18 protein-coding genes are annotated in these 20,490 nt (G+C 68.2%); 11 read left to right on the forward strand and 7 right to left on the reverse strand.

From position 1 onward, the window contains the following. Window positions 1-14: 14 nt before the first annotated feature. Window positions 15-1,220: an S-adenosylmethionine:tRNA ribosyltransferase-isomerase gene (locus tag QY325_01645; protein ID WKZ66639.1), complete on the forward strand. Its 1,206-nt coding sequence runs from the start codon at window positions 15-17 to the stop codon at window positions 1,218-1,220. Here QY325_01645 and QY325_01650 read toward each other — a convergent pair. Continuing rightward, on the reverse strand, window positions 1,214-3,679 hold the full coding sequence (locus QY325_01650; GenBank protein WKZ67944.1) for a putative LPS assembly protein LptD: 2,466 nt from the start codon (window positions 3,677-3,679) through the stop codon (window positions 1,214-1,216). The genes QY325_01645 and QY325_01650 overlap by 7 nt on opposite strands. A gap of 160 nt (window positions 3,680-3,839) precedes the next feature. Here QY325_01650 and QY325_01655 point away from each other — a divergent pair, with 160 nt between their 5' ends. The 8 genes from QY325_01655 to QY325_01690 all read left to right on the forward strand — a co-directional run bounded on the left by QY325_01655 (window position 3,840) and on the right by QY325_01690 (window position 12,965). After that, window positions 3,840-4,979 (forward strand): N-acetylmuramoyl-L-alanine amidase, encoded by a 1,140-nt coding sequence (locus QY325_01655; GenBank protein ID WKZ66640.1) that lies wholly within the window; start codon window positions 3,840-3,842, stop codon window positions 4,977-4,979. 9 nt (window positions 4,980-4,988) lie between these two features. Next, complete coding sequence (locus QY325_01660; protein WKZ66641.1) at window positions 4,989-6,011, forward strand: MlaD family protein; 1,023 nt, start codon at window positions 4,989-4,991, stop codon at window positions 6,009-6,011. Next, on the forward strand, window positions 6,008-7,345 hold the full coding sequence (locus QY325_01665) for a (Fe-S)-binding protein (GenBank protein WKZ66642.1): 1,338 nt from the start codon (window positions 6,008-6,010) through the stop codon (window positions 7,343-7,345). The genes QY325_01660 and QY325_01665 overlap by 4 nt, the downstream gene beginning before the upstream one ends. Window positions 7,346-7,389: 44 nt before the next feature. Continuing rightward, window positions 7,390-8,178, forward strand: a complete 789-nt coding sequence (locus tag QY325_01670; GenBank protein WKZ66643.1) for a (Fe-S)-binding protein — start codon at window positions 7,390-7,392, stop codon at window positions 8,176-8,178. Between the two features lie 32 nt (window positions 8,179-8,210). Beyond that, window positions 8,211-8,714: an ABC transporter ATPase gene (locus QY325_01675; protein WKZ66644.1), complete on the forward strand. Its 504-nt coding sequence runs from the start codon at window positions 8,211-8,213 to the stop codon at window positions 8,712-8,714. An 87-nt stretch (window positions 8,715-8,801) separates the two neighbouring features. Further along, a complete protein-coding gene (locus QY325_01680; GenBank protein ID WKZ66645.1) occupies window positions 8,802-9,209 on the forward strand; it encodes a hypothetical protein in 408 nt (135 codons plus the stop codon). Next, a complete protein-coding gene (locus QY325_01685; GenBank protein WKZ66646.1) occupies window positions 9,206-10,801 on the forward strand; it encodes a CotH kinase family protein in 1,596 nt (531 codons plus the stop codon). The genes QY325_01680 and QY325_01685 overlap by 4 nt, the downstream gene beginning before the upstream one ends. Continuing rightward, entirely contained in the window at window positions 10,785-12,965 is a 2,181-nt protein-coding gene (locus QY325_01690) for a hypothetical protein (GenBank protein ID WKZ66647.1), read from the forward strand. The genes QY325_01685 and QY325_01690 overlap by 17 nt, the downstream gene beginning before the upstream one ends. Here the strand turns inward: QY325_01690 and QY325_01695 are convergent, their stop codons facing one another. The 6 genes from QY325_01695 to QY325_01720 are packed head-to-tail and all read right to left on the reverse strand — an operon-like array spanning window position 12,966 to window position 17,011. Continuing rightward, window positions 12,966-14,477 (reverse strand): OstA-like protein, encoded by a 1,512-nt coding sequence (locus QY325_01695; GenBank protein ID WKZ66648.1) that lies wholly within the window; start codon window positions 14,475-14,477, stop codon window positions 12,966-12,968. Window positions 14,478-14,527: 50 nt separating this feature from the next. Then, window positions 14,528-15,076 carry a DUF4924 family protein gene (locus QY325_01700; GenBank protein ID WKZ66649.1) on the reverse strand — a complete coding sequence of 183 codons (549 nt, stop codon included), beginning with the start codon at window positions 15,074-15,076 and terminating at the stop codon, window positions 14,528-14,530. Between the two features lie 4 nt (window positions 15,077-15,080). Next, on the reverse strand, window positions 15,081-15,731 hold the full coding sequence (locus tag QY325_01705) for an OmpH family outer membrane protein (protein ID WKZ66650.1): 651 nt from the start codon (window positions 15,729-15,731) through the stop codon (window positions 15,081-15,083). A gap of 50 nt (window positions 15,732-15,781) precedes the next feature. Next, complete coding sequence (locus QY325_01710; protein WKZ66651.1) at window positions 15,782-16,234, reverse strand: hypothetical protein; 453 nt, start codon at window positions 16,232-16,234, stop codon at window positions 15,782-15,784. Further along, a complete protein-coding gene (locus QY325_01715; protein ID WKZ66652.1) occupies window positions 16,231-16,791 on the reverse strand; it encodes an archaeosortase/exosortase family protein in 561 nt (186 codons plus the stop codon). The genes QY325_01710 and QY325_01715 overlap by 4 nt, the downstream gene beginning before the upstream one ends. A 4-nt stretch (window positions 16,792-16,795) precedes the next feature. Continuing rightward, window positions 16,796-17,011: a hypothetical protein gene (locus tag QY325_01720; protein ID WKZ66653.1), complete on the reverse strand. Its 216-nt coding sequence runs from the start codon at window positions 17,009-17,011 to the stop codon at window positions 16,796-16,798. 185 nt (window positions 17,012-17,196) lie between these two features. Between QY325_01720 and QY325_01725 the strand changes: the two genes are divergently transcribed. Next, window positions 17,197-19,614, forward strand: coding sequence for a polysaccharide biosynthesis tyrosine autokinase (locus tag QY325_01725; protein WKZ66654.1), 2,418 nt, complete (start codon window positions 17,197-17,199; stop codon window positions 19,612-19,614). Continuing rightward, on the forward strand, window positions 19,611-20,489 hold the full coding sequence (locus tag QY325_01730; GenBank protein WKZ66655.1) for an ABC transporter permease: 879 nt from the start codon (window positions 19,611-19,613) through the stop codon (window positions 20,487-20,489). Before QY325_01725 ends, QY325_01730 begins: the two co-directional genes overlap by 4 nt. Window position 20,490: the final 1 nt, after the last annotated feature.

Raw genomic sequence — 20,490 nt, forward strand, 5'->3', positions numbered from 1 at the left:
ACGGGACGACGCCCATGCATCCGCGCGAGCTGGCCATCGCCGACTACACCTATGCGCTGCCCGAGGACCGCATCGCGCAGCAGCCGCTCCCCGAGCGCGACGCCAGCCGCCTCCTGGTCTATCGCGATGGCGCCATCGCCGATCACGTCTTCCGCGAACTGCCAGGGCTGCTGCCCGCCGGGTCGCTGCTGGTGCTCAACGACACCCGCGTGGTGAACGCCCGCCTGGTGTTCCATCGCGCTTCCGGTGCGCGCATCGAGGTGCTCTGCCTGGCGCCGGCCGGCGGCGGACCGGTGGAGGAGGCCTTCGCCGAGCGAGGCGCCTGCGCATGGTCCTGCTTCGTGGGCAATGCCAAGCGTTGGAAGGCGGGTGAAGCGCTGGTGCTGAAGGGAGACGGATGCACGCTGACCGCCGAGCGCACGGGCGCCGAGGAGGTGGCTTTCCGCTGGGAACCCGCTGGGCTCACCTTCGCCGAGGTGCTCGACCGGCTCGGCCACGTGCCGCTGCCGCCCTACATGAAGCGGGCAGACGCCCCTGCCGACCGTACGCGCTACAACACGGTCTTCGCCAGGAACCAGGGCTCGGTGGCGGCTCCCACGGCCAGCCTCCACTTCACTTCGGCCATGCTGGCCGAACTGGAGGCGCGCGGCATAGACCGCACGGCGCTCACCCTGCATGTGGGGGCGGGCACCTTCCTGCCGGTGAAGAGCGAGCGCATGGCCGGCCATGCCATGCACAGCGAGCAGGTGCGCATCCCGCGTGCGGCGCTGCAGGCCGTGGCAGGCCGCTTGGGCCGCCATCCGGTGGTGGCGGTGGGCACCACGGCGCTGCGCACCCTGGAGAGCGTGTATTGGCACGGCCTGGCGCGGATGCGGGGCGCGGCCGGCCCCGCGATGGACGTGCCTCAGTGGGCGCCCTATGGCGCGGATGCGCTGCCCGCGCCCGCCGCCGTGCTCCAGGCGGTGATCGACGACCTGGACCGTCGCGGCGAGGACCGTCTCGTGGGCCGCACGCAGCTGCTCATCGCGCCGGGCTATCCTTACCGCTTCGCCGACGCCCTGGTCACCAACTTCCACCAGCCGCAGAGCACCTTGCTGCTGCTCGTGGCCGCTTTCGTCGGTCCCGACTGGCGGCGCATCTACCGGCATGCGCTGGAGGGCGGATACCGCTTCCTCAGCTACGGCGACGGCTCGTTGCTGTGGCGCGCTGCGGCTCAGTAAAGCAGGTTGTTCGGGTTGCCGTAGGGCCTGCGCTGCTCGAACTTCATGTCGCGCAGGATGCTGGCCTTCACGTTGATGCGCACCATGAAGCTCTTGCGCAGACCGATGGGGATGATGTTGAAGTTGAACTCCCAGCAGTGGAGGTCCCAGTAGAGGTTGAGCGAGGTGGGGGTCCATTCGCCGGCCACGATGTCGTAGCCGCTGCTACCGCCGAGCTTCCAGTGCTTGAGCACGGTGATGTCGCCGTTGAAGAGCACGCTCTGGCGCTCCTGCTGGGTGTATGCGCCGCCGGCGTAGGCGCGGCTCACGTCGTAGCTGTAGTTCACGCTCAGGCGCCACGGCATGCGGAAGTCCACCTGGGCGCCCTTGCCGGGGTCGCTGTCCTCCACCACCTGGCGGTCGCCGCTGGCGGGTTCGCTGCCCTGCCCATAGCGGCGGCTCTTCAGGTCGAAGCCCACGGCCACGTTGGTGTAGGTCATCCGGGCCAGGGCGCCGCTCACGCTGCGCTCGCTGCGGTCGATGCGGCGCCCCAGGGTGTCCACCGCGTATGGGTCCCAGGTGCTGGTCACGTTCACGTTGAAGGTGTTGAGCAGGGCCGTGCGCGCGGCGATGGCCACGGGCGACCAGCGCACGGAGTCCTGCAGCATATCGTAGCTGGCGTTGATGCCCACGAAGTCGAGCAGCTTGATCTTGCGGTAGCCCTCCTCGCCGGGGGGCTGGCCGAGCGAATCGGCGCGGAGGCCCTTGCTGCGCACCTTGGCTTCCACGTTCTGGATGAGGCCCAGGCTGAGCGCGCCGCTCTCGCCCGCGGCCGGCTCGCCGTAGATGCCGATCTGGTAGGGCGAGTAGCTGGCCAGGGCGCCGTCTGTGCCGAAGGGCCCTTCGATGCGGGTGCTGTTGTCCGGCCGGTAGCTCAGGCCCACGGTGGGCGTAAGGGTGTGCCGGATGGCCTTCAGCACGCCGCGGCGGAAGGTGTACATGCCGTAGAGCTTGCTGGTGAGCGTGGCGCCCGCGCTCCATTCGCCGGCGCGGCGGAAGCCCGCCACCGTATCGCGCACGGTATAGATGGTGTCGCCGGTATTGATGGCCGTCTGGCGCAGGGTTTCCAGGTACCAGCGGTCGGTGAAGCGGAACTCGGGGTTCAGGCTCACGAAGCGGTTCTTGAGGGCGGTGGTGAGGGCGGCGGTATGGCGCATGCCGTTGCGCGCCTCGCGTGCCAGGGTGGGCAGGTTGGCCAGGTAGAGCCGCTCCTCGGTGGTGCTGAGCCGGTTGTCGAGGTTGGCCGTGTAGGTGAGGGCCAGCTGGTCGTACCAGCGGGATGGTGCGCCCACCGGCCGCAGCAGCTGGATGGGAAGGATGCGCTGCAGGTTGAAGGTGACGGCCGGCAGGGTGATGTCGAAGCTGCGGTTGAGCGTGTTCTGCCGGTGCAGCGCGTTCACCGCCAGGGTGTAGGGCTTGCCGGGCCACAGGTGCGTCCAGCTGATGTTGCTCTGGAAGGTGTTGCTGAGGTAGTCGCCGAAGCTGCTGTTGAAGTTGTTGGTGAAATTGCTGCTGGTGCCCAGGTTCACGCTGGCGCTGAACCGGTCGGTGAGGCTGGCCTGGGGCGCCACGGTGTGCGCCCAGTTGACGAAGAAGTTGCGCTGGCGGCTGAAGTCGGGGAATTCGGGGTCGCCGTTGAGCAGGGTGCTGTGGCTCACCTGCAGGCTGCCGGCGTAGCGGTAGCGCGCCTTGTAGCGGGTGAGGCCGCGCAGGGCCCAGCTGCCACGGCTGTAGATGTCGCCGGTGAGCTGCAGGTCCATGCGGTCGCCCAAGGGCTGGTACCAGCCCCCGTTGAGGAGGAAGTAGCCCAGGTTGTCGTTGTTGCCCCAGGTGGGGATGAGCACCCCGCTGCTGCCGCCCTTCTTGTTGGGGAAGAGGCCGAAGGGCACCGCCAGCGGGGCGGGTATCCTGCGGAACTTCATGTAAGCGGGGCCGGCCACGATCTTGTCGTCCGGGATCACCATCATGCGGCTCACCTGGAAATGGTAGTGGGGCTTGGGCCGGTCGCAAGTGGTGAGCATGCCGCGCAGGCTGTGCACCTCGCCGTTGGGGTGGCGCTTGCTGAGCCCGGCGTGCACCCAGGCCTCCTGCTCCTGGGTGCGCACCTCGCGGATGAGGCCCACCTTGGTGCGCAGGTTCACGCGGATGCTGTCGGCATCGATGGTGTGGCCGTCCTGCGTCAGGCGCGGCTTCCCGGCCGTGGCGCCGGTGCTGTCGGGCGCGCCGTAGGCATGGGCCTCCTCGTCGCTGAAGCTGAAGGCGATGCGGTCCGCGCTGAGCTGCGTGCCCCGGTAGCTCACCGTGGCGGCGCCGAAGAGGTACACCGTTTGCGAGGCCAGGTCGTACCGGATGCTGTCGCGCGCCTCGTAGCGCACCTCGGCATCGAGCTTCTGCCCCCACGCCCGCTGGCCCGGGCACATCAACACGGACGTGATGAAAACTGCGGCGATGCGCGACCAGCCCTCCCAGGACCGGCCTCTAGTTTCGCGCCTCAGGGGCCGGATGCGTAGCGGTGCCGTCATTGCCCGTCTATCCTCGCGGAGCAGCGGGCCGAAAAGTACGCATCGCCCTCCGCGCCCCATGGAACGCCGCCTGCGCCCCATCCTGCTCGCCTTAACGATCCTTGTGGCCTGGTGCGGCGCGCAGGGCCAGGGACGCGATCCGCACCACATCCGCACCATCGTGCTCGATGCGGGCCACGGCGGCAAGGATCCCGGCAACCTGGGCACCGGCCGCTACAGGACCACCGAGAAGCACGTGTCGCTGAACGTGGCGCGTCTCGTGGGCCGCTACCTCAATGAGGCCTTCCCCGATGTGAAGGTGGTGTACACGCGCGAGGACGACCGCTTCATCGAGCTCATGGAGCGCACCCAGATCGCCAACCGCGCCAAGGCCGACATCTTCCTCAGCATCCACTGCAATGCCAACGACAGCAAGGACCCGCACGGCTGCGAGACCTACGTGATGGGCCTGCACAAGACCGAGGCCAACATGCGCGTGGCGCAGAAGGAGAACGCCGCCATCCTGCTGGAGGACGGCCACGAGCTGAAGTACGACGGCTACGACCCCAAGGACCCCGAGAGCCAGATCGCGCTGAGCCTGCGCCAGAACGTGCACCTGGACCAGAGCCTGCTGCTGAGCTCCCTCATCCAGAAGCAATTCAAGGATCGCGTGGGACGGGTGGACCGCGGCGTGAAGCAGGCCGGATTCCTGGTGATCAGCTACACCACCATGCCCGCGGTGCTCATCGAACTGGGTTTCCTCACCAATCCAACGGAAGAGGATTTCCTGCAGGGCGAGCAGGGGCAGGACTACATGGCCAGCGCCATCTACCGGGCCATCAAGGAGTACAAGGGCATCGTGGAGGGCGTGCCGGTGGAAGCGGCGCAGGAGGCCCGGCCCGACAGCACGCGCGTGGCGGTGAAGGAACCCGCACCGCAGCCGGTGGCCGGAGGCGTGCGCTTCAAGGTGCAGGTAGCCACCAGCGCCAAGCGCATCGAGCCCAAGCCGAGGAACTTCAGCGGACTGGAGGGCGTGGAGGAGCACAAGGGGCAGGGCCTGTACAAGTACACCGTGGGCGATGAGCCCACCCTGGCGGCGGCCCGCGAGCTGCAGGCGGCGTGCAAGGCGAAGGGCTTCGACGGCGCCTTCATCGTGGCCTTCCGCGATGGGCAGCGGATCGATCTGCAGGAAGCGGTTACTTTGGCCGGTGGGCGATAACGACAGCCGATGAGGATCAAGCGCGAGTACTCGATTGCCGCACTGGCCGTTGCCGGTATCGCGCTGCTCATCTTCGGCCTCAACTACCTCAAGGGCAGGGACCTGCTCCAGCGGCGCAACGTGTTCCATGTGGTGTACCCCGACATCTCGGGCATCACCTCAGCCAGCCCGGTCTTCTTCAACGGCCTCAAGGTGGGCCAGGTGGTGGGCACCAGCATGGAGCCCGATGGCTCGGGCAACATCCGCATCAGCTTCCAGCTCAACGAGGACCGGCTGAAGCTCACCGAGGACAGCCGGGTGGAGATCTACAGCGCCGACCTGTTCTCCAGGGCGCTCCGCGTGGTGAACGGAACCAGCCCTGTACTGGCGGAGCCCGGCGCCACCCTGCGCGGCACGGCCCAGGCGAGCCTCACCGATGCCGTGAGCGCCCAGATCGACCCGCTGAAGGCCCGCGCCGAGAGCATGCTCGCCAATGTGGACTCGGTGCTCAATGCGCTGCAGCAGCTCATGAACGAGAAGGCCGTCGGCGACATCGACAGCAGCTTCACCAGCGTGCGCATGGCCCTGGCCACACTCAGCCAGACGGCGCGCCGGCTCGACCAGCTGGTGGCGCTGGAGAGCGCCACCCTCAGCGCCACCCTGCGCAACATGGAGCGCGTGAGCGCCACCCTCGCGGAGAACTCCGATGAGCTGGACCGCACCTTCGGCAACCTCGACACCCTCACCGCGGAGCTCGCCCACGGCCGCCTGCGCAAGGTGCTCGACGAGCTGGCAGCCACCAGCACCGAGCTGCGGAAGATCACCACCGGCATCAGCAGCGGCGAGGGCACCATGGGCAAGCTCGTCACCAATGACAGCCTCTACGCCAACCTGAACAACGCCAGCCGCGAGCTGGACCTGCTGCTGGAGGACCTGCGGCTGAACCCCAACCGCTACTTCAGCGTTTTCGGGAAGAAGGACCGCTTGCCCAAGCTGAGCGACAGCGATGTGGAGCGCATCAAGGAGGCGATGAAAAAGGACGGGAAGCCATGATGGGGCAGATCCTGTTCGCCCTTCTCCTCATCGCCGCCATCGCGCTCTTCACGCGCAGCATCCGGCGCGTGGTCCGCAACATCCGGCTAGGGAGGCCGGAGCCCATCAACGGCCGAAGGGCCGAGCGCTGGCGCACCATGGCCTTGGTCGCCCTCGGCCAGAGCAAGATGGTGGCCCGCCCCGTGGCAGGGATCATGCACATCCTCATCTACGCGGGCTTCGTCATCATCAACATCGAGGTGCTCGAGATCATCATCGACGGCCTCTTCGGCACCCACCGCATCGGGGCGGTGCTCGGGCCCTTCTACGATTTCCTCATCGGCAGCTTCGAGGTCCTCGCCGTCGGCGTGCTGCTGGCCTGCGTGGTCTTCATCGCACGCCGCGCCGTGCTCCAGCTCCCGCGCTTCCGCAAGCCTGAGATGAAGGGCTGGCCCTCGAAGGACGCCATGATCATCCTGGTGGTGGAGATCGCCCTGATGAGCGCCTTCCTCACCATGAACGCGGCCGACCTTGCGCTGCAGGAGCTGGGCGATGCGCATTACCCGCCGGCCGGCTCCTACCCGGTGAGCGCGGGCTTGGCGGCGGCGTTCGGGCTCACCGGCCTCCAGCCTGCGTCCCTTGCGCTCATCGAGCGCAGCGCCTGGTGGTTCCACATCATCGGCATCCTCGCCTTCCTCAATTACCTGCCCTACAGCAAGCATTTCCACATCGTGCTGGCCTTCCCCAACGTGTGGTACGGCAAGCTGGAGCCCCGCACGCAGGTGGCCAACATGCCGCGCATCACCGGCGAGGTGCGGAGCATGATCGACCCCTCTGTGCCGCCGCCCGAACCGGCTCCGGCGCGCACGGTGGCGGGCGCGGAGATGCCCGAGCGCTTCGGGGCGAAGGACGTCTTCGACCTCAGCTGGAAGAGCCTGATGGACGCCTACAGCTGCACCGAGTGCGGCCGCTGCACCAGCGAATGCCCCGCCAACCTCACCGGCAAGCTCCTCAGCCCGCGCAAGATCATGATGGACACGCGCGACCGCTTGGAGGAGGTGGGGAAGGCGATCGACGCCAAAGGCAAGTGGGAGGACGACGGCAACAGCCTGCACACGCGCATCAGCGAGGAGGAGCTTTGGGCCTGCACCACCTGCAACGCCTGCACCCAGGCCTGTCCGGTGAACATCGATCCGGTGGGCATCATCCTGGAGATGCGCCGCTACAAGGTGATGGAGGAGAGCAGCACGCGCCCCGCCCTCACCGGCATGTTCAACAACGTGGAGAATAACGGCGCGCCTTGGGCCTTCGGGCCTGATAAGCGATTGGATTGGGCGAACGATGTCAATGGTTGAAGCACCTGTAGCGTCGACCCGCAGGGTCGACCATGCGAATTAGGATGGAACAGATACGCATCCCCACCATGGCCGAGTTCGCCGCCACCGGCGAAGTGCCCGAGGTGCTGTTCTGGGTGGGCTGCGCCGGATCGTTCGATGACCGTGCGCGCAAGATCACCAAGGCCTTCGTGCGCATCCTGAACGCCGCCAAGGTGAAGTTCGCCGTGCTGGGGCAGGAGGAGACGTGCACCGGTGACCCGGCTCGTCGCGCCGGCAACGAATTCCTCTTCCAGATGCAGGCGCTGCAGAACGTAACGGTGCTGAACGGCTATGGCGTGAAGCGCATCGTCACCGCCTGCCCGCACTGCTTCAACACGCTGAAGAACGAATACCCCGCGCTGGGCGGCAGCTACGAGGTGCTGCACCACACGCAGTTCATCAACGCGCTGCTGAAGGAGGGGCGCATCAAGGTGGAGGGCGGCGGCTTCCAGGGCAAGCGCATCACCTTCCACGACCCCTGCTACCTGGGGCGCGGCAACGGCGAGTACGAAGCGCCGCGCGAGGTGCTGCTGAAGCTCGATGCCGCCTTGGTGGAGCTGAAGCGCAGCCGGCAGAACGGCCTCTGCTGCGGCGCGGGCGGCGCCCAGATGTTCAAGGAGGCCGAGCCCGGCACGCGCGAGGTGAACATCGAGCGCAGCGAGGAGGCGCTGGGCGCGAAGCCCGACGTCATCGCCGCCGGCTGCCCTTTCTGCAACACGATGCTCACCGACGGCGTGAAGCACTTCAACAAGGAAGGGGAGGTGAAGGTGAAGGACATCGCCGAGTTGATCGCCGAGGCATCGGATCTGTAGAAGGAAGCGTCTAACCAGCAACCAGGAGCACGATGAGCACCGCAGCGCCTTCCCCCATCCGCACCATCGACACCATGCCCGCCCACGCGCGCCTGTGGGTGTACAAGACCGTGCGCGACCTCAGCGCCGCCGAGCAGAAGCTCATCCGCGAGCGCGGTGCCGCCTTCACCAGCGGCTGGGCCGCGCACGGCGCACCGCTCGATGCCTGCGTGGACGTGCTGCGCAACCGCTTCGTCCTCATCGCCGTGGATGAGGAGCAGGCGCACGCCAGCGGCTGCAGCATCGACAAGAGCGTGGGTTTCGTGAAGCAGCTGGAGCACGACCTCAACCTCATGCTCACCGACCGCATGGTGGTGGTGTATGAGCGGGACGGCGCCATCGCCAGCTGTCGCCTGCAGGACCTGCCCGCGCTGCTGAAGGAGGGCGCCATCACGGCCGATACCCTCGTCTTCGACGACCTCGTGTCAACGGTGGGGGAGCTGAGGGAGCGCTTCCGAGTGCCCTTGCGGGCCAGCTGGATGGAGCGCTTCCTGTAGCGGCTCTTCCCAGTCCATTATTGAAAAGTCGGCACGGCGCCAGCCGGCAGGCGGCCGCCGGGTGGCCATCTTCGGCGGAAAGACCCCATGCGTACCGAGGCCGATCGCTGGTTGGGCGCGCTGTTCCACGGCTGGGTGGAGCTGCTCACGCTGCTCGCCCTGCTCGGGGCAGCCCTGTTCCTCATGGGCTGGGCCTGGAACCGCGGCTTCCGCCCGGCCGACCGCGGCCCCTTGCTGAGCGTGCCGCTGCTCCTCGCCGGCTATGCGCTCGTGCTCCTGCTCCGGCATTTCCGCGATGACTCGGTGGCGGCGGCAATCATCGCCGTGGGTCTCCTGGCCGCCGGTGCGCTCAGCCGCAGCCTGCATCCGCGCGGCCTGTGGCTGCCTGCCATGGCGGTGAGCGCCCTGCTCGGCCTGGGGCTCAACCTCAGCGCCACGGCGCTTACTGCGGTGGCGCTGCTCGCGCTCCTCCTCAGCGCACGCTCGCAGCGATGACCGCGCTCCGCACACCGGCCGGCATCCTGCGCGCCGCACTGGCCGCTGCGGTGGTGCTCTCCTTGGCGGGCTTCGCCATCGCGCTCGGCCCATCGCGCGCCCTGCGCATCGCGGGGGCGGCGGCCGCCAGCGTGGTGGTGGACGGATTCGCCGAGCAGCCCGGCCCGCACCGCATACCGGTGCTCGAGCTCGAGGTGCCTCAAGGCGCGCTGGACAGCCTGGCCGCCGACCTGCCCTGGAGCGGCGGCACCAATGTTCCGGCCCTGCTGCGCAACAACGGCGTGGAGCACCGGGTGCGCTTCCGCTACCGTGGCGCGGTCACCCCTTCGCATTTCCTCGGCGGCAAGAAATCCTTCCGGCTGTCCATGAAGCGCAGCAACCCGTGGGCGCCCTACCGCAAGGTGAACGTGATCAATCCCAAGGCGCACAACCTGGTGAACGACCACCTGGCCGCCTGGGTGGCCGGCACCATGGGGGTGCCCGTGCCGCTCAACGAGCTCGTCTTCACCCGGATCAACGGGCAGGACATCGGCGTGATGGAACTCTACGAGCAGGTCGATGGCGCCTTCGAGTCGAACCGCCATCTGGTGCCCCATGAGGTTCCGGTCTACAAGGGCGATTATCCGCCGATCTCGGGCCGTGCGCTGCCCAAGGGCCGCACCCTGTGGGCCGATGCGGACCACTGGGCCTACGAGAGCGATGCCGATAGCACGACGGCCCGCCGCACGCTCGAGCGACTGGTGGCCGCGCTGCGCAAGGACACGCTTCCGGCCGCCACGCACCGCGACTCCCTCGCCGCGCTCATCGACGTGGAGACCTATCTGCGCTTCGAGGCCGCGCGCCTCGTGCTCAACACGGTGCACATCGACCAGTACCACAACCAATGGCTGGTGCTCAATCCCCGCACGGGCCGCTTCTATCCGGTGCTGTGGGATGCCCTGCTCATGTTCGCGCCGCCCGGCGAGCCGCTCTACCATGTGCACGATGCCCTGTCCTGGTGGATCTGCCGCATCCCGGAATGGCGGCTGCAACGCGATCGCTACGCGCACCAGGCCATGGTCCATCTGTACCGTGAAGGCGCCTTCGACAGGCGGCTCGATGCGGTGATGGCGCGGATCCGCCCCTCGGTGCTCGCCGACCGCAACAAGCATGGCAACGTCACACTGCTGCCGGAGGATGTGCACCGCGTGTCGCTCTTGCACGTGATCGGATCCACGGCGGGGCTGCGGAGCACGGCCCAGGGCTACTGGGAGCGCATGCTGGAGCGCATGGAGCGCAGCGGCGTGCAGTTCCAGCGCACGGATTCCGCCCTGCGCATCAGGAGCTCCGCCGAGGCCCCGTTGCGCCTCACGTGGAGCGGCGCGGCGGAGGGCATCACCCTCGATGGGCAGCCCGCCGCTCCCGAACCCTCCGGCGACGGCTGGAGCCTCACCCTGCACCGCACCCTGGTGCCGGACGGCGGGAAGGACCACCCCTTGGCCGATCGACAGCGCTACCACGTGGCTCCGCTCGACGCCACCGTGGCCTTCCCGCAGGGCATTCCAGCCTCGCTCGTGGTCACCAACGCCATTACCGATGAGCCGGTGGAATAAGCAGCGCCCCATCGGCCTCCTCGCGTGGGTGGTGGCCGCCACGGCCGTGGCCGCGGCTCTGGCATCGGCGCTGCTGCTCATGGATCCGCAGCGCTTGGCCGGGCGCTGGCCGCTGGGGATCGCGCCTGCGGAGGTGGATGCGGCGGGCCGGCTGATCGCCTTGCTGAACACCGATTCCCTGCCGGCCAAGCCGGAACGCTACCTCATCGGCAGCCCCGCCGGTGCCTGCCTGATGGACGACCGCAGCCCCGGCTGGGCCACCCATTGGTTCGATGCGGAGGGCTTCGGCGATTCGGTGCGCATCCGCCGCCTCCGGACCGCCGAGGGCGGATTCGTGGTGAAGTTCAGGCGAGCGGAGCCCTTCCGGGCGCAGCGGCACATCGTGCTGATGCCCGTGGACCAGGAAGCGCTGCGCGCGAAGTACCTCGAGATCCTTGCCGATGAGCTGGGCGTGATCACGCCGGAGGTGAGCTATGTGCGGCTCATCGCCTGCGGGCGCGATCAGGGGATCTACCGCAAGGAGGAGCGCATCGATGATGATTTCCTGGAGAAGCGCGGGCTGGCCGGCGCGAGCCTCTTCGCCCAAGGGCACGAGGCAGCGCGCCCCGATCACCTGTACCCGGCCTTCGAGGACGACTCGCTGGCATCGGCAGCCCTCAACGGCACCCTGGAGCTCGCCTATGCCGATGCGCAGCAGGGGCGCAGCGGTGCGCTGCCCATGATCGTGGATGCACGGACCGCAGCGTCGGTGCTGCTGCTCTCGTGGATCGAGGCGGGCGCCTCGGCCTTCGCCCAGGAGCATCTGTGCGCCTATGACTGGTCGAGGGGGCGCATCGTGCCCCTCTACCGCACCGCGCGCGGCGCCCGTGCCGGGTCGGAATCGCCCGGGGGGGAGGTGATGCTGGATTTCCTGACACTCGCCGCCAGGGACCCCGCGGTACGCGAGGCCTTCCAAGCCGCCGCCCAGCGCCTGGAGGAGGAGCATTGGCGGTTGCGGGACCGGTTCGCCGCCATGGACCGCGCATGGCTGCCCATCCTTGCCGAGGGCGAGCACCTGCCGCTGGCCCAGGCGCGCGCCAAGGCCGTTCAGGAAGCGCTGATCGGCGACCGCCTCAGCGCGCGCCGCGCGCTGGAGGCGCTGGACCGTGAGCTGGTGCGGTACGCGGGGGCGCCGGCCTTCGAGCAGCCGGTGCGGGCCGCCCGGTATTGGCCCTCGGCCGACGATGCCGCCATCCTGCAGCGCATCGCGGAGCGCACCAAGGCCTTCATCCGCGGCGACACGCTGGTCTTCCCGCGCGGGCGATACCGGATCGATGCCGACCTCATCGTCCCCTATGGGCGGCCCGTGGTGCTGGAGCAGGGGGCGCGGCTCGAGATCGGGCCGGGCCGGAGCGTGGTGGTGCAGGGGGCGCTCATCGTACGTGGCACCGCGCGCAATCCGGTCTTCATCCGGGCGGCCGACGAGGCGGCGCCCTACGGCTGCTTCGCCGTGCTCGGCGATGGCCGCACGCGCGTGTCCATCAACGGGCTGCAGATGAGCGGAGGCCGGGAGGCGCGCGTGAATGGCGTGCTGTGCACCGGCATGCTGGCCATCCACGGTGCGGCGCGCACGGAGCTCCTCGGCTGCACCATCGGCGGGTCGCAGGGGGAGGACCTCGTGAACATCAAGGGCGGTGAGGTGCTGCTGCGGGACTGCACCTTCGAGGACGGCCTGGCCGACCTGGTGGACCTTGACCGGTGCACGGGCCGCGTGGAGGGATGCCGCTTCCGCAGCGGGCGCAAGGATGCCAACGGCGACGGGCTCGATGTGAGCGGCGCGCGCATCCTTGTGGGGGATTGCACCTTCGAGCGCATGATGGACAAGGGCATCAGCGTGGGCGAGGCCAGCCAATTGCTGGTGCAGGGGTCCGTCTTCACCGGCAACCGCATGGCGCTGGCCGCGAAGGACCTCAGCATCGCCTACGTGATGGGCAACAGGTTCCAGGAGAACGGCATCGTCTTCGGCGCCTACCGCAAGAAGCCCATCTATGGCGGTGCCCGCATCGTGCGGCTGCCCAACGAGTACCAGGCCAATGGCCGCGATACCGAGCAGGACGAGCACTCGGCGGTGGAGGCGTCAGGGACCCTGGATGCGCAGGCCCGACGCATCTTCGGCATGCCCTGATCAGTCCTTGAAGATGCCCTCGCGGCTCGCGGGTCGTTCGGCGCCCCGGTCCTCGGCGCCTTGCATGCGCAGCTCCTCGGGCGGGGCCTGCGCGATGGGGTAGAGCACCGCATCGGGCCGGTCCAGGAAGACCACCGCGCTGATGCGCCCTTCGGTGAGGCGCACGCGGATGCGGCTGCAGTCCGCGCGGTTCACCGCGAACACCTCCTCCACGCCTTCCTTCTCCTCGCGGGTGAAGTACACCGTGCGGGCATTCCCCTCCACGTCGAGGCGGTGCAGCGCATTCCCGGCGAAGTACCCGGTCATCACGGTGCCGGTCACCTGGTCGTAACGGCTGCTGTCCACGCGGGAGAGGAGGAAGGCGTTGCGCAGCACGTACAGGCGGTGCGCCTGGCCGTCCTTCAGCGCGATGCGGATGGTGTCGCCGGTGATCTGGTCGGTGCCGTTCCAGAGCACGGGCCGGTGGTGCATGCGGATGAGGCTGTCGGCATCGCTGTAGAGCAGGGTGTCGCAGGCGCCCTGCAGGTCTGCCTTGAAGAAGCGCACGCCGCGGCGTGCGGTGATGCGGCGGCCGGCGCCATCGGGGGCGGCGAAGAGCGTGTCGCCGTGCACGAAGAGCGTGTCCTGGCCCATGCGCAGCTGCAGCTCGGCGCGCCCGGTCACCAGGGTGCGGTCGTCGAGCCGGTTGTAGCGCCCCTCTTCGCCGAGCACGCGCAGGTCGCCGCTGCTGTCGGTGATGGCCACATGCCCCCAGGCGAGGCCCTGGCCGCTCCGCCGGTCGTAATGCAGGCTGTCGCCCTCCAGCAGCCGGCCCGCGCTGCGCACGGCGGTGCGGCGGGTGAAGCGGGCGCGCTCATTGCGGGTGTCGTAGGTGCCGCCCAGGGTGCTGATCTCGGTGCCGCCCTGGGTGATGGTGGAGGGGCCGAAGAAGGAGGCGATGCCGCTGCCGGTGGCATAATGCATGGTGTCCGAGGCGATGCGGTGGTCGGGATGCTCCAGGAGCACGTTGCCGCCGAAGATGAAGCGCCGCTGATCGCTGAGGTAGGTGCCCACGGCGCTGGTGAGCACGCTGCCATCGCGGCCGTCCACGATGCGGCCCCCGCCGGTGTAGTGGGCGCGCCTGGCGCGCAGGTCGTAATCGAGCGCCGGTGTGCGCAGCTCCATGGTGCGGTCCCGGAGGAGCACATCGCCCTCGAGCCGCGCGATGCGGTCCTTGCCGGTGTAGCGCATGCGGTCGGCCTCGGCGTGGAGGGTGTCGCCCTGGTCCACGGCCACGCGCCCGAAGGCGTCCACCCGCTGGTCGTCGAAGAGGTGCGCGCTGTCGCAGCGCATCACGGCATCGGCATGCTTGAAGCGCACGTTGCCGCGCAGCCGCTGGGCGCCGTTGGCCAGTCGGTCGAAGCTCCACTCGTCGGCGTTGAGGATCTCCACGCGGCCGCCTCCATCGGCCGGCTGCGCCAGCGCCGCGGTACCGGCCAGTGCGGCGGCGAAGAGCGGAAGGAGGCGGTGCATGGCGCGCCCTGGTCCAAGGCGCGTGCCACCGGCTGCGGCAGGGCCTTCCATCAGTTCATGGATACACCGGGCAGCCGGCGCATCTGGCGGTAGTGCCGGCTCAGGCGGTCGAGCAGGCGGCGGATGTGGCCCTCGGCTTCCAGGGTCTCGGCGCCGATGGCCTTCTGCTGCGCGCGCAGCACCATCACCCCGTAGATGGCCGTGAGGCAGCTTTCCACGGGACCCTGCGGATCGCCGCCGGCGTGCTGCTGCACCGCCCGGATCCCCGGTTCCGCCTTGGCGAAGAGCGCGTCGTATTCCGCATCGTTGAGCACTTCGAGCAGTGCCCGGTGGAGGTATTCCAGCTCGTTCACCACCTCCTCCACCTCGCTCAGGTGGCCCACGCGCTGCAGCCCCTGCTCCTTCATGCGTGCCACGATGCCGGCGTACCAGCCGCGCATGCCCGTGCGCAGCGCCTCATCGCCCTCCAGGGGCGCGATGAGCTGCTCCTCCACGCGCTGCATGTCCAGATCGGCCGCGCGCATCAGGTCCTCCACGTGCCACATGCCGATCACGTAGCCGGCGATGTTCTCCTCGCGCCGTTTGGCCAGCGGGTCCATGCGGTCACTTCTTGGCGGCCTTGGCGGCGCGGTAGCGCGCATTGAGGCCGTTGAGCAGGTCCTGCGTGATGTTCAGCCCTTGGTTGCCCACCCAGATCTGCCCGCCGCTCTGCACGCTCAGGATGTAGTCGTAACCGGCCTCGGCGTTGTACACCTTCAGGTAGTCGTCCAGTTCCTTGGCGATCTCCTTCAGCATGTCGGCCTCCAGGCGCGCCAGCCGCTCCTCGCTCTCGGCCTGCATGCCCTGGAGCTTCTCCATCAGCCCCCGCAGCTCGGCCTCGTCGCGCTCCACCTCGGCCTTGGTGCTGTAGGTGTGGTCCTTCGACATGAGCTGCTGGTAGCGCTCGCGGGCCTTGGCCTGCTCGGCCTGCAGCCCGGCCTCCAGCCGCCGCCCCTCGGCGATGTAGCGCGAGTCCTTCTCCTTGATGAGCTCGTAGCCATCGCGCAGGCTGTCCATGTGGAAATAGGCGATGCGCGCTTCGGGCCGCCCGGCGGTATCGGGCCGCGCGGCCGGCAGGGGGGCCTCCAGCCCGGCTTCTGCGGGGACCTCCGCCGGCACTGCGGCAGGGGCGGGTGAGCGCAGCAGGCCCCAGGCCGCCAGGGCAGTGAGTGCGATGTTCCAGACGATGAGCAGCAGACCGGTGTTCTTCGACATGCGGGTGGGATGAAGGCCGCGCGAAGGTAGCGGCCGTGCCCCACCGGCGTTCAGCCCTGCCGCATCCAGCTCAGCGCCCACACCACGAGCAGGGGCACGGGATACTGCAGGGCGTGCAGCACGGCGATGGAAACGGGCCGCAGGGCGGGAGCGGCCTGCGCGCCGAGGTGGCAGGCCAGCGCGAAGGCCGCCAGCGCTGCGAAGGCACCCAGGATGCGCGTGCGGTAGCGGTGGTCGCCGAAGCGCGTCCGTGCCAGGGCCACGGTGAGCGCGGCCGTGAGGGCCACGAAGGCCGCCGCCAGCAGCCACTTCCAAGCGGTGAGGTCGCCGGCATCCAGCCCCTCGGCCCAGCGCCTGAACCGCGAGTGCGCGTAGTTGCGGTCGCGCCGGTTCACCAGGTAGTCCAGCTGGTAGTTGAGGTTCACGAAGAAGAACTCGCGCGCCGCCCCGGCGGCCACCGCCAGCGCCAGCCACAGGGCGCTGAGGGCATCGCGGCGGTTCATGCGGCGCCGGCCTTGCGCCATCCGCTGTAGCGCTTCACCCACACGTACCAGAGGAGGAAGACGGCGCCGTACACCACCACGTAGAAGGTGTAGTCGTGGTTGAAGTTCAGCCACTCATAGCCGAAGGTGACCACGATGCACAGCGCGGCCACGCGGATGGCATTGAGCAGGTGGATGAGCAGGATGCCCGCGGGGATGAACCAGGCCTTGTGGCGCCAGGGCCCGGGAAAGGCGATGATGAAGATGGTGAACACCGCGAAGAGGGGGATGCCGTTGCACGGGTCGCCGATCCAGAGGTGGGTGCCGCCCTGCACGCCGATGTACCGCTCCAGGTCCACGCGCGGCTCGGGCAGCAGCTCGTAGCCCAGGGCGGTGAGCAGCAGGGAGGCCAGGGCCACCAGGCCGTTGATCACGGTGCGGTCGAGCCATCCCCACGGATGGATGACCTGGTGGAAGAGGAGGAGCCAGCCCAAGTAGAGGCCGATGCCGACGACCAGGAAACGGGTCAGCGGGTCATTCCCGAAGCGGGAGCGGGTGCCGGGCGCGGCAACGCCCATGGGCTCAGCGGCGCTTGGCGCTGGAGCGGCGCATCTGGAGGGCCTTGCCGCCGCCATACAGGAGGCCGGCGGCCACGAGGGCGCTCACGCCGCCATCGATGGGGATGCAGGGCGGAGGCCAGCACGGCGGCGGGCCGCCCACGGGCTGGGCCAGGAGGACGCCAGCGAAGGGCGCCAAGGCCAAGGCCATGGTGAGGAGCGTACGGAGTGCCTTCGACATGATCGGGATGCTGCTTTCTCGGAAGTGGCCAAATGTAGAGAAACGCGGCTGACCCCGCCCGGGTAATTATCCACCGATCGGGGTTGGGCCGCTCGCTGGGGGCCGCCCGCTATATTTGCCGACCCTCGGTGGGCGGCTACCGTCCATTCGCCTGCCGCTCAGCGGCTTCGGTCGAGACTCCCTAGATGGCAGCCCCCAAGTCCCAGCAGCGCAACAGCATCGTCGATGCCAAGGACCTGCGCTACCTGCTGCGGATCGCGTCCAAGAACTGGTACTTCGTGGCGGTGGCCCTGGTGCTCTCCGCCGTGCTGGCCTACCTCTACAGCTACAAGCTGCCCGACGTCTATGGCGCCCGCACCCAGATCCTGCTCCGCGACCGCGAGGTGTACGACTACCAGACGCAGGTGTACAAGAGCATCGGCTATGTCGGCATCTACAGCGACATCGTCAACCAGAAGCGCGTGCTCACCTCCTACGACCTGGTGGACCGCACGCTGGACAAGCTCGACTTCGACGTCTCCTACTTCATCGTAGGGCGGTTCAAGACCACCCAGCACTACGGCACGCTGCCCTTCACGGTGCACATGCAGGTGCTGAACCGCAGGCTCTACGACCGCCCCATCGACCTGCACATCCTCGACATCGACCACTACGAGCTGAGCTACGACAAGGGGGGAGAAGTGGTGCGCAAGCGCTTCCGCTTCGACCGCGACGAGCACGACATCGACTACAACATCCGGGTGGAGCGCTCGCCCTACATGACGGCCAAGAACCTGACGCAGCTGGCGCAGACCGACTACCAGTTCGTGCGGCACGACCGCCAGAAGCTGGTGAACCGCCTGGTGAACTCCATCAAGGTGGAGAACCAGGAGTTCACCACCATCCTGGAGGTGACCACCGAGGATGAGGTGGCCGAGCGCGCCAAGCTCTTCCTCGACTCCCTCTCCGCCGAGTACATCCGCTACTCCCTCAAGAGCGAGTTCGACATCAACGAGAACACCCTCACCTACATCGACCGCCAGCTCAGCGAGGTCACCGTGATCCTGGAGCAGCACGAGCAGGAGCTGCTGGCCTACAAGGAGTCGAAGGACGTGCTCGACCTCTCGCGCGAGGAGAACCTCTACTTCAACGAGCTGGTGCAGTACGACAAGCGCCGCCGCGAGCTGGAGCTGGAGGTGCAGGCGCTCGATGCGCTGGAGAAGTACCTCCTCACGAGCCAGGACGAGAGCCTGCTGCCCCCGGCCAGCTTCATCATCAACGACGCCTTCCTGCGCCAGACGCTCTCGGGCCTCTACGACAAGCAGATGCAGCGCAACATGATGCTCTTCTCGGGCACCGTGTCCAACATGGCGATCACCGAGCTGGACAGCGCGCTGCAGCGCGACCGGGGCAACCTGCTCACCTACCTCAAGAACTCGCGCGAGGCCAAGCTGGGCCAGATGGCCGATGTGGGCGCGCAGGTGAGCGACTTCGAGGCCCTGCTGAAGCGCCTGCCGAAGAACCAGCGGGACATCCTCAACATCGAGCGGCGCCTGAACGTGAACGAGAAGATGTACATGTTCCTGCTCGAGAAGCGGTCGAACACCATCATCGCGCGGGCCGGCATCGTGCCGCAGACCAAGGTGATCGAGGCGGCCCGCTCCCTGGGCGTGGTGCGCCCTGACAAGACCAAGATCTTCTACACCTTCATGCTCGGCGGCGTGGTGGTGGCGCTGCTCATCGCCTTCATCCGGGTGATGTTCTACGACCGCATCGAGAACGCCGACCAGCTGAAGGAGCTCACCGCGCTGCCCGTCTACGGCGAGATCATCGCCAGCGAGAAGGCCGAGCAGAACTACGTGGTGGTGGACAGCGACCCCAAGGCCGCCATCACCGAGAGCTTCCGCACCGTGCGCACCAACCTGGAGTACATCCCGTCGCGCGACGACCGCGGCAAGGTGGTGCTGGTGACCAGCTACCGGCCCAACGAGGGCAAGACCTTCTGCTCGGTGAACCTGAGCGCCATCCTCTCCAAGGCCGGCAAGAAGGTGCTGCTGCTCGAGCTCGACCTGCACAAGCCCAAGGTGGCCACCGGCCTGGGCATGAGCAGCCCCACCGGCCTCAGCAATGTGCTGGTGGGCAAGCTGCCCTGGCGCGACGCCGTGCTGACCACCCAGTTCGAGAACTTCTCCGTGATGCTCAGCGGCCCCACGCCGCCCAACGCCTCGGAGCTGGTGCTGAGCAAGCACCTGGAGGCCCTCTTCGAGGAGGCGCGCAGCGAGTACGACTACATCCTGGTGGACACCCCGCCCGTGGGCCTCATCACCGATGCGCTCCTCATGATGCGCTACACGGACGCCACCCTCTTCGTGCTCAACACGCGCTTCGCGAACAAGGACCACGTGAACAATGCGCTGGAGGTGCTGGGCACCAACCCCAACCGCAACACCGGCTTCATCCTCAACGGCGTGCGGATGAAGAAGAGCAAGTACTACTACAACACCAACTACGGCTACGGCTACCGCTACGCCTACGGCTACGGCAGCGGCTACGGTTACGGCTACGGCTACGGCCGCAAGAGCCGGAAGGACAAGGGCACGCCCACCAAGAACGCCGACACGTGAGGGCGGAGGCAGCGAGCGGCGCGCAGCAGCGGGAGGGCTGGGATGTGGTGGTGAGCCCCGATCGTCCCTGGTGGCGCATCGACGTGCGCGAGCTCTGGCAGTACCGCGACCTCCTCCTGCTCCTGGTGCGGCGCGACCTGCTCGCCGTGTACAAGCAGACCCTGCTGGGGCCCGCCTGGCAGATCCTGCAGCCGCTGCTCACCTCCATCATGTTCGCGGTGGTCTTCGGCATCATGGCGCGCATGAGCCTGCCCGGCATCCCGCCGCTGCTCTTCTACATGAGCGCCGTGGTGCCCTGGGGCTTCTTCAACGGCGTGGTCACCCGCACCTCGCAGACCCTGGTGTGGAACGCGGCCCTCATGACCAAGGTGTACTTCCCGCGGCTGGTGGCGCCGCTGGCCACCACCCTCAGCACGGGCTTCAACTTCCTGGTGCAGGTGGCGGCCTTCCTGCTCTTCGCGGTGTTCTACGCCGCCACGGGCCGCTTCGCCTGGGGCATCGGCGCGGAGGCTGTCCTGCTGCCGGTGCTCGTGCTCCTGCTGGTGGTGCTCGCCTTCGGCATCGGGCTGCTGGTGGCGGCGCTCTCCACGCGCTACCGCGACCTCTCCTTCCTCATCGGCTTCGCGATGCAGCTGCTCATGTACATCAGCCCGGTCATCTTCCCCCTCTCGCGGGTGGAGGAGGGTTCCGCGCTGCGGCTCCTGCTCGAGCTCAATCCCATCACCCCGCTCATCGAGGGCTTCCGGGCCGCCTTCTTCGGCCTGCCCATGGAGTGGGGCAGCCTGGCCTACACCGCCGGGGTGGCCGCCGTGGTGCTGGCCATCGGCCTCATGCTCTTCCAGCGCGTGGAGCGCTCCTTCGCCGACGTCGTCTGAG

It is taken from the genome of Flavobacteriales bacterium, assembly GCA_030584065.1.
Lineage (GTDB): Bacteria > Bacteroidota > Bacteroidia > Flavobacteriales_F > PHOS-HE28 > PHOS-HE28.

Excerpts from the sequence above, each read along its gene's own strand:
- QY325_01645 (WKZ66639.1), top strand. The coding sequence starts at position 15 with ATGCATCCGCGCGAGCTGGCCATCGCCGACTACACCTATGCGCTGCCC.
- QY325_01650 (WKZ67944.1), bottom strand. The coding sequence starts at position 3,679 with ATGTGCCCGGGCCAGCGGGCGTGGGGGCAGAAGCTCGATGCCGAGGTG.
- QY325_01655 (WKZ66640.1), top strand. The coding sequence starts at position 3,840 with ATGGAACGCCGCCTGCGCCCCATCCTGCTCGCCTTAACGATCCTTGTG.
- QY325_01660 (WKZ66641.1), top strand. The coding sequence starts at position 4,989 with ATGAGGATCAAGCGCGAGTACTCGATTGCCGCACTGGCCGTTGCCGGT.
- QY325_01665 (WKZ66642.1), top strand. The coding sequence starts at position 6,008 with ATGATGGGGCAGATCCTGTTCGCCCTTCTCCTCATCGCCGCCATCGCG.
- QY325_01670 (WKZ66643.1), top strand. The coding sequence starts at position 7,390 with ATGGAACAGATACGCATCCCCACCATGGCCGAGTTCGCCGCCACCGGC.
- QY325_01675 (WKZ66644.1), top strand. The coding sequence starts at position 8,211 with ATGAGCACCGCAGCGCCTTCCCCCATCCGCACCATCGACACCATGCCC.
- QY325_01680 (WKZ66645.1), top strand. The coding sequence starts at position 8,802 with ATGCGTACCGAGGCCGATCGCTGGTTGGGCGCGCTGTTCCACGGCTGG.
- QY325_01685 (WKZ66646.1), top strand. The coding sequence starts at position 9,206 with ATGACCGCGCTCCGCACACCGGCCGGCATCCTGCGCGCCGCACTGGCC.
- QY325_01690 (WKZ66647.1), top strand. The coding sequence starts at position 10,785 with ATGAGCCGGTGGAATAAGCAGCGCCCCATCGGCCTCCTCGCGTGGGTG.
- QY325_01695 (WKZ66648.1), bottom strand. The coding sequence starts at position 14,477 with ATGCACCGCCTCCTTCCGCTCTTCGCCGCCGCACTGGCCGGTACCGCG.
- QY325_01700 (WKZ66649.1), bottom strand. The coding sequence starts at position 15,076 with ATGGACCCGCTGGCCAAACGGCGCGAGGAGAACATCGCCGGCTACGTG.
- QY325_01705 (WKZ66650.1), bottom strand. The coding sequence starts at position 15,731 with ATGTCGAAGAACACCGGTCTGCTGCTCATCGTCTGGAACATCGCACTC.
- QY325_01710 (WKZ66651.1), bottom strand. The coding sequence starts at position 16,234 with ATGAACCGCCGCGATGCCCTCAGCGCCCTGTGGCTGGCGCTGGCGGTG.
- QY325_01715 (WKZ66652.1), bottom strand. The coding sequence starts at position 16,791 with ATGGGCGTTGCCGCGCCCGGCACCCGCTCCCGCTTCGGGAATGACCCG.
- QY325_01720 (WKZ66653.1), bottom strand. The coding sequence starts at position 17,011 with ATGTCGAAGGCACTCCGTACGCTCCTCACCATGGCCTTGGCCTTGGCG.
- QY325_01725 (WKZ66654.1), top strand. The coding sequence starts at position 17,197 with ATGGCAGCCCCCAAGTCCCAGCAGCGCAACAGCATCGTCGATGCCAAG.